Source organism: Variovorax sp. P4_B10, assembly GCF_056402375.1.
In genome coordinates, this window is record NZ_JBFUHN010000151.1 from 1 (window position 1) to 5,733 (window position 5,733).

Consider the following 5,733-nt stretch of genomic DNA (forward strand, 5'->3'; position numbering starts at 1 on the left):
CGGTGGACAGCGTGATGCCGCCCAAGTCGAGCACGGGAACGCCGCCAAGTCCGTTGAACCCACCCAATGCCTGGATCTGGCCAAGCGCGTAATAGACGCTCAGTCCCCACGCGAGGGTTGCCAGCGACAGGTAGTGACCGCCCATCGAGAGCGTCAGGCGGCCGATCACGAAGGCACTCGCAGCAACGAGTGCGATGGTGCAAGCCAGCGTGGCGAAGCCTCCCATCCCGAACTGGGTGCTCAAATAGGCGGTGGTGTAAGCCCCGATGCCGACAAAGGCCGCTTGGCCGAACGAGATCAAGCCGGCGACGCCGGTCAGCAGAACCAGGCCGAGCGCGACAAGCGCATTCAGCAGGATGAAGCTGAACAGGGTGATGTAGTAGCTCGAGGCCAACAGCGGCAGCGCGATGGCCGAGGCAAGAAGGGCCGCCAGAAGTAGCCGGTTCATTGCTCCTCCTCCTGCACATGCGGGTCACGCACCGAACGCCACATCAGGACTGGAACGATGAGCGTGAAAACGATGATTTCCTTGTACGGGCTCGCCCAGAATGACGCGAAGGCTTCCATCAAACCCACCACCAGCGAACCCATGGCGGCGAGGCCATACCCGCCGAGCCCCCCCACGATGGCGCCGACGAACCCCTTGAGTCCGAGCAGGAAACCCGAGTCGTAGTAGATGGTGGTGATGGGGCCGATCAGGATTCCGGAGGCAGCCCCGATCAACGCCGCCAGCGTCAGCGACAACTCGCCCGCGAGTCCAGGAGAAACACCGACCAGCTGCGCACCGGTTCGGCTCACAGCCGTCGCACGCAAGGCCTTCCCCAGCAGCGTCCGGTCAAAAAGGAGATAGAGCACACCGATCATGGCGGCGCTGACGGACACAACCACGATGCCCTGGGCGCTCAACGCCAACGACCCGATACGCGGCGCCTGGAAAGCAAATTCCGGTAGACGCGACCCTTCGGGACCAAAAACCACCAGGCCAAGGCCAAGGAGCAGCAGATGAAGCGCGATCGCGGCGATGAGCAGCACGAGCGGCGTCGCTTCGGCCAGTGGCTTGAACGCAATACGGTAGATCGCAGGTCCCATGCTGGTGACAAGCGCGACAGCGGAAGCGCACTGGATCCAGTACGGACTTTCCTGGTCGACGCCGAAATGGCTGAAGCCCGCGCAACACAGGGGAATCGCGAGCAGGACGAGCACCCGCGTGCCGAGGCCGCTGTAGCTGCGCTCCTGCAGGCGCACGCCCAATTCCATGGCGGTTGCGATCACCGCCGCACCGGCGACGATCCAGACCGCACCGGGTGGCTGTCCCTGCTGGTAGGCCGCCACGGTGAGAACGGAAAAGACGACGAACTCCCCCTGGGAAACCAGGACGATCCGCGTAACCGTGAATACCATGACGAGCGCGACAGCCAGCAGGACGTAAACCGCGCCCGATGTGATGCCGTCCTGCAGCAGGATCAATGCAGTGTTGATGTCCAAGGTGAGTCTCCGTGCGGATGCTTGTGATCCGCTTGTTGTTCTGGTGAACCGGGCCTATTCGCCGATGTACTTCCAGGTGCCTTTCTCGATGCGGACCATCACCCTGCTGCGCTGGTCGAGGCCGATGTGGTCCGTCGGCGACATGTTGTAGACGCCGTTGGTTGCCTGGATGTTCTTGGAGCCCTCGATCGCATCGCGCAATGATTTCCGGAACTCGGGTGTGCCGGGGCTACCGCCCTGCTTGAGTGCACGCGGCACGGCATCCTGCAGAAGAAGCGACGCATCCCACAGGTAGGCTGCGAACGTCGAACGGGCACCCGCTCCGGGAATGGCCTCATACTTTTTCACAAAGATCATGGACGGTGCCTTGGCCGGGTGGTCCGCGGGCAACTGTTCGGCGACCAGCACGGGGCCCGCGGGCACAAACGTGCCTTCGAGCTTGGTGCCGCCTACGCGCAGGAAGTCGTTGTTGGCGACGCCGTGGGTCTGGTAGACCTTGCCCTTGAAACCACGCTCTGCGAGGGTCGCCTGCGGAAGTACCGCAGGTGTCCCGGAGGCTGCGATGAAAACAGCATCGGGATTCACAGCCGTGATCTTCAGGATCTGTCCTGTCACGCTCGTGTCGGTCCGGCTGTAACGTTCGTTGGCGACCACATCGATCTTGCGCAACTCGGCCAGCTTGCTGAACTCCTTCCACCACCCTTCCCCGTACGCATCGTTGAAACCGATGAAGGCGACGGTCTTGACCCCGTTGTCCAGCATGTGCTTGATCACGATGGTGGCCATGTTGGTGTCGCTCTGGGGCGTCTTGAAAGCCCACTTGCGCTTGGCATCCACTGGCTGCACGATCACACCTGAACCCGCCAGGCTGATCATGGGTGTGCCGCTTTCAGCCAGCAGATCGAGAAGCGCCAGCGAATTGGGCGTGAGGCTCGGCCCGATCAGGACGTCGATCTTGTTTTCCGAGATCAGCTTGCGGACGTTCTTCACCGAGGTCGACGTGTCCGACGCGTCATCCAGCACGACGTAGTTGACTTTCTCGCCGCCAGCCGCAACCGGAAGGAGCTGCACGGTGCGCTGCTGCGGGATGCCGACCGATGCCGCCGGCCCGGTGGCCGAGATCACCACGCCTACATTGATGTCCGCCATGGCGTGAAGGGGAAGCGCTGTAGCCAGGGCAAGTGCGAGGGATGCTGAAACCGACTTCATGTTTTGTCTCCTGTTTTACTGACTGAAAATCAAACTGCCGCGGTGGGATTGAAGGAATCGGTGGCCATCCTTCCAGCCGGCATGCCCAGCGCCGCGCAGGCGCCGACACAGGCTTCGACGAAGCCGGGGGACCCGCCAATCACTGCCCTGCTGTCCGCCAGTGACAGGTATTTGCGTTTCAGCCATTGCGGCGCGTACTCCTTCGCGGCGCAGAAGCGGCTCGGCTCGTCGGTCACCAGCACATCGAAGCCGAAGTTGTCGTGACGGTTCATCAGCCCGCGCAGGCGGTCCAGCGCAAACAGTTCCTTGTCCTCGCGTACCGAGAGGAGGAGGTGGTGTGCGTCTTTCGAGCCTTTCGAAAGACTTTCCTCAAAAATCGCAAGGACGGGCGCAAGGCCGGTTCCGCCAGCGAGGCCGACGACTGGCCCTTCCCCTTCAGGCATGCGGCAGGACCCAAACGGCCCACAGACCTGGATGAGGTCACCGACCAGCAATTCGTTCGTGACGTACTGACTGGCTTTTCCCGAAGGATGCAGAGCGACGAAAAATTCGAGAAGGCCATCGCTGCGGGGCGGTCCCGCGAAGCTGTACATCCGGTTCGGCTGGATTCCCGGCAACACGAGCTCGGCATAGTCGCCAGCCTCGTAGCGAAACGAATCGCCTGCCGCCTGCGACAGCACGAGCCGACTCACACGCGGTGTCAGGCGAGTCAGGGCCACCACTTCGACCTGAATGCTCTTGGGGCCCTGGGTCGCCGAAGGCATCGGCTTGACGGTCACCAGCTCCAGATGATCGGAGACCGGCCTGGCCTGGCACATCAGGCAAAAGCCCTGATCCTTTTCCTCGTCGGTGATCGCGAAACCCAGCGCCCAGCCATGATTCACCTCTCCGCTGATCACCCGCGATTTRCATTCGCCGCAGGAGGCTCCGCGGCACTGGTGCGGCAGCTTCACCCCTTGCGCCAGCGCGCCGTCGAGAATGCTGTCGTCCTTTGAAATCACAAAACGCACGCCCGCGTTCTGCACCAGGATCTCGCACTGATTCATGCGAGTCCTCCTGCCCGGCCCGGTCCGCGGATCGTCGCCACGGCATCTCGCCGGGCCTCGAAGTTGTCTCGGACCATGAGGCTTGGCTCAGAAGATCGGGATGATTTTTTCCGGGTCATACGTGACCTCTTTACCGTCGATACCGACTTCCGGCAGCGCCGGGAATTCGATCCCGTAGGGATCGAGGTTGGCCTTCATGCGAAGCACTGCCGTCTTCCAGTTGGCCTTGCGCTCCTCGAGCGTCAGGATTCCCAGGCCGGCACTGCGGGCCGCCTCTTCGAGGTGACGCTGCGCGGGAATGAAGGTCTTGGGCAATTCCCAGAACTGCTCCGGCGGCTCGAACAGAATGCCGGACAGGAAGATGAAGCCCGCGCGCAGCTGTAGCGTGATCATTTCCTTGTCTTCCGGCGTGAGGACCGGCAGCAGCTTCTGAAGCACCGCAAGGCAGATGCCGAGGTGGCGCCCCTCGTCCTGGCCGATGCGCTTGAACGCTTCCTTGAACACGGGGATGGTGGTGCGCTGGTACATGCCGTGGAACAGCGTGCTGGAGGCCACCTCTCCAAAAAGGAAGGACGTGAAGAGGATGGGCAGCGAATACTTGTCGATGGCCTTGTTGAAACCGGTCCAGTAGCGCGAGCCGTTGTAGTAAAGCCATTCGATGTTGTTGCGGGCCAGCTTGCCCAGTGGCGTGAGCGGCTCGTAGCCAAGCGGACCATCCGGGGTCATTGCCTTGATGGCGCGTCCGCATACTTCCTCGTGGTTCATCTCGTCGCGCACGACGGAGAAGAAGCACTTGCGGATCGGATCCTCTTCCTTGCACTCGTAGGTGTGAATCAGCGTTCTGGCGAACACTACCGGGCCTGAGCCGTCGAACACCGACAGCAAGGAGAACCAGTAGGCGATCGCGTAGCGTTGGTCCTGCGTCATGGCCGACGCGTCGAGCGTGTCCCATGGCAGCGTGTTGGGCGCCCAGCCCGGATCCCGCGCACCGTCGTAGATCTCATAGAGCTTTGGGGTGTCCACCAGCCATTCCAGCGGAAAGATGTTGCGCGATTCGATCTTGGGTGCGCCCTCGGTGTCGAAGAGCAGCTTTTCGGGGCTCGGCATTTCGCTGAACAGCTCCGGCGGCGCGCTCGCGGCCTTCGCCAGGTCTTCGAGGGATTCGTTGCTAACTGCCATTTCTTGCCTTTCGTCTTTCGATGAAAAATTATAGTCATTAACCGTCTGGACGGTCAATTAATAAACCGGCGAATCAGGGATGACCCCTGCTGCCGCCAGCCCGCTGATCGCCCGTGCATCAAAACCCAGGCTGTCGAGAATGCGTCCACTGTGTTCGCCGAACGACGGGGGCGTGAGCTTGTAGGTCGCCGGGGTTCTGGACATGGAGATCGGGGAAGCAACGCCGGTGTATGAACCCRGCCGCACCACACGCGAACGAGCCACCGCATGCGGGTGGGTGATGGCCTGATGCGCGTCCATCACAGGCCCGCACGGGACGCCCGACGCCATCAGGCGGGAGGCGACTTCGTTGCCATCGTGGGATGCCAGCAGCCCTTCCAGCCCCCGCCTCAAGGCGGCAACATTCATCAGGCGTTCTGCATTGCTTGCGAACCTTGGATCCTCGGCCATCGCTTCATCGCCAAGCAAGCGGCACATTCTGGCGAACTGGCCGTCATTGCCCACCGCAAGAAAGATCGGGTTGGTCCTGGTAGGAAAGGAGTCGTAGGGGGCGATGTTGGGATGTGCGTTTCCGCTTCTTCCTGCCGCCTTGCCGGAGAGGAAATAGTTGGGAAGGTGCGGATGCATGAGCGACAGGCCGGAGTCATATAGCGTGGCTTCGACAAACTGTCCGCAGCCAGAGGAAACGCGGGCCTGCAGCGCCAGCAGCACAGCGAGCGCCGCATTCATGCCGGTAACGATGTCCACCACGGGAATGCCCATGCGCAGGGGCGCCCCGCCCTTCTCGCCATTGACCGACATCAGCCCACACATC

6 protein-coding genes are annotated in these 5,733 nt (G+C 62.1%); all 6 read right to left on the reverse strand.

The window, feature by feature from the left end; genetic code table 11:
- On the reverse strand, positions 1–448 hold a 448-nt coding region (locus tag AC1DXX_RS32880; RefSeq protein WP_478138391.1), incomplete at its 3' end, for an ABC transporter permease subunit.
- A complete protein-coding gene (locus AC1DXX_RS32885) occupies positions 445–1,485 on the reverse strand; it encodes a branched-chain amino acid ABC transporter permease (protein WP_478138392.1) in 1,041 nt (346 codons plus the stop codon). The genes AC1DXX_RS32885 and AC1DXX_RS32880, both read right to left, overlap by 4 nt.
- A gap of 54 nt (positions 1,486–1,539) precedes the next feature.
- Positions 1,540–2,694 (reverse strand): ABC transporter substrate-binding protein, encoded by a 1,155-nt coding sequence (locus AC1DXX_RS32890; RefSeq protein ID WP_478138393.1) that lies wholly within the window; start codon positions 2,692–2,694, stop codon positions 1,540–1,542.
- A 29-nt stretch (positions 2,695–2,723) separates the two neighbouring features.
- Positions 2,724–3,740 carry a 2Fe-2S iron-sulfur cluster-binding protein gene (locus AC1DXX_RS32895; RefSeq protein ID WP_478138394.1) on the reverse strand — a complete coding sequence of 339 codons (1,017 nt, stop codon included), beginning with the start codon at positions 3,738–3,740 and terminating at the stop codon, positions 2,724–2,726.
- Between the two features lie 87 nt (positions 3,741–3,827).
- Positions 3,828–4,976 (reverse strand): hypothetical protein, encoded by a 1,149-nt coding sequence (locus tag AC1DXX_RS32900; RefSeq protein ID WP_478138395.1) that lies wholly within the window; start codon positions 4,974–4,976, stop codon positions 3,828–3,830.
- Positions 4,977–5,733, reverse strand: a 757-nt coding sequence (locus tag AC1DXX_RS32905) for a CaiB/BaiF CoA transferase family protein (RefSeq protein ID WP_478138396.1), incomplete at its 5' end; no start/stop codon positions are given.